We start from the raw sequence: 2034 nt of genomic DNA on the forward strand, positions 1-2034 counted from the left end.
GCCCGCGCCCGGACCGTCCAGGTCCTGGCCGAAGCCTGCGCGGACGGGCTGGACCTCTCTCCGGATACGGACCACGCAGACACCCGCCGCCGCCTGCTGGCGCTGCCCGGCATCGGCCCGTGGACGGTCGAATACCTCGCCATGCGGGCGCTGCACGACCGCGATGCCTATCCCGACGGCGATCTGGTGCTGCGGCGGGCCCTCGGAGTGAAAACCGCGGCCGAGGCCCGCGCGCTCGGCCGGCCCTGGTCGCCGATGCGGGCCTACGCCGTCTTCCATCTCTGGACCGCCTCGGCGTACCTGCCTTAGCAAAGCCCTGCACCGGCAACCCGTGCAGGGGCGAAAGCTGCGATTCCTTCCGGCCGCTTCGGCTCCGGGGCGTGCACCCTCATCCCCGGGCCGTAGAGCCTGCCTGCTCGATGCGTTCCAACAGCTCCGCCGGCAAACGGACCTGCGGCGCCTGGAGATTGGAGCGCAGGTGTTCCGGTTTCACGGTGCCGATCACCGCACTGGAGACCCCTGGATGGCTGAGCACGAAGGCCAGTGCGATCTCGCTCGCGGAGAGGCCGTCGACGTCGTTGATGAACCGGTACTTCCGGCCTTGCACAAACTTGTGCCGGTGGTTCTTCAGCGCCCGCAACAGGTACCAGACGTCGCTGGGGCCGGTGATCTTGAAGATGTCGCGCGAGTAGAGGGTCTGGGCCAGCGGTGACTTGAGCTTGACGCCCACTCCGGCTTCCTGAGCCTCGGAGATCACCGGCGCCAGGGACCGGTCCACGATGTTGTATTCCAGCATGAGGGCGTCGAAAATGCCCAGCTTCAGCGCCTTCGCTGCCCCGCCGCGGCCGGTGGAGACGCCGAGCGCCCCGACCTTCCCCTGTTCCTTCAGCTTCAACACGGTGTCGATCGCGGGACCGGCCGGACGGGGGAAACCATGGAAGTGCAGCAAGGGCAGGTGGTCAAGCTGGAGCCGCCGCAGGCTGCCGTGCACGCTCTTTTCGATGGCCCGGGCCGAGTAATCCTTCACATTCCGGTTGTTGATCCAGTGGGATCCGACCTTTGTGGAGATCACCAGATTTTCGGTGCGGCCCTTGAGGAGCCGGCCCAGCCGCTCTTCGGCGTTGCCGCGGCTGTAATTCGGGCCGGTGTCGAAGGCGGTGATGCCGCCGTCGAGCGCCTGGCCGATCAGATGCGCCGCCTGCCGTTCGGGGAAAGCCTTCATGCCCCAGTACCCGCCGGCCCCAAAACTCAGTTCCGATACGTGCAATCCCGACCGTCCGAGCGCGCGCTTTTTCACCATGTGCCTTCCTGCAATTACAAATCTAACCATTCACCAAGCTACCCGAGGCGACTCGCCGGACCGGCCCCGGACCGGTCTGGCCAGGCAGGTCAGCGCACGACGCCGGCGCGGTTGCCGTAGGCGCGGAGGGCGACGGCCAGCACCGAGCACAGCAGGTATCCGGCGCCCACCAGCAGCCAGCCGGTATCGAAGCTGCCGGTGGCCTCGAGCAACAGGCCCATGAGCAGCGGACCGGCGGCGAAACCGGCATACATCCCCATCGAGACAATCCCGGAGGCTGCTCCGACCCGTTCGGCCGGAACCACGCGCATCACCCCGGCGATCACCACCACGTTGGTGCCCAACACGGTGGCCCCGTGCAGGACGACGCCCACCCAGAGCAACGCCGGGATTCCGAGCGACCCCGCGGCCAGGAACGCCCCCGCTCCGCCGAGCGCCCCGATGCCGAGCAGGATGAGCAGCGTGGAGGCCCGCACGCCCTTGGCCATGCGCCGCCCCCACAGCACCCGGGAGGTCACCCCGACGACGCCGGAGACGCCGGCTGCCACGCCGCCCATGACCAGGCTGAAGTCCAGTTCCCGGACCGTGAACAGCGGCAGATAGACGTTGGTGGCCTGCATGCCCAGGCCGGACAGCAGTGCGTAGCCGGCGAACAGCCAGACCGAGAGCGGGAACCGGGCCGGCGCGCCGGTACCCTCGGTTTGCTTCGTGCGGCCCGTGCGGCCCGGCGGGGC

At 68.7% G+C, this 2034-nt stretch carries 3 protein-coding genes; 1 reads left to right on the forward strand and 2 read right to left on the reverse strand.

Annotated elements, in window-relative coordinates; translation table 11 throughout:
* A partial coding sequence (locus AC5RUJ_RS15160; RefSeq protein ID WP_494156130.1) for a DNA-3-methyladenine glycosylase family protein occupies positions 1-309 on the forward strand: 309 nt, incomplete at its 5' end.
* Positions 310-388: 79 nt separating this feature from the next.
* Here AC5RUJ_RS15160 and AC5RUJ_RS15165 read toward each other — a convergent pair.
* Together AC5RUJ_RS15165 and AC5RUJ_RS15170 are read right to left on the reverse strand one after the other, a co-directional pair.
* Positions 389-1300, reverse strand: a complete 912-nt coding sequence (locus AC5RUJ_RS15165; protein WP_494129069.1) for an aldo/keto reductase — start codon at positions 1298-1300, stop codon at positions 389-391.
* 89 nt (positions 1301-1389) lie between these two features.
* Positions 1390-2034 (reverse strand): MFS transporter (locus tag AC5RUJ_RS15170; protein ID WP_494156131.1); only part of this gene is annotated, 645 nt, incomplete at its 5' end.

Source organism: Arthrobacter sp. Y3223164, assembly GCF_059091005.1.

Coding starts and splice junctions, on each gene's coding strand:
- AC5RUJ_RS15165 (WP_494129069.1), bottom strand. CDS start 1,300: ATGGTGAAAAAGCGCGCGCTCGGACGGTCGGGATTGCACGTATCGGAA.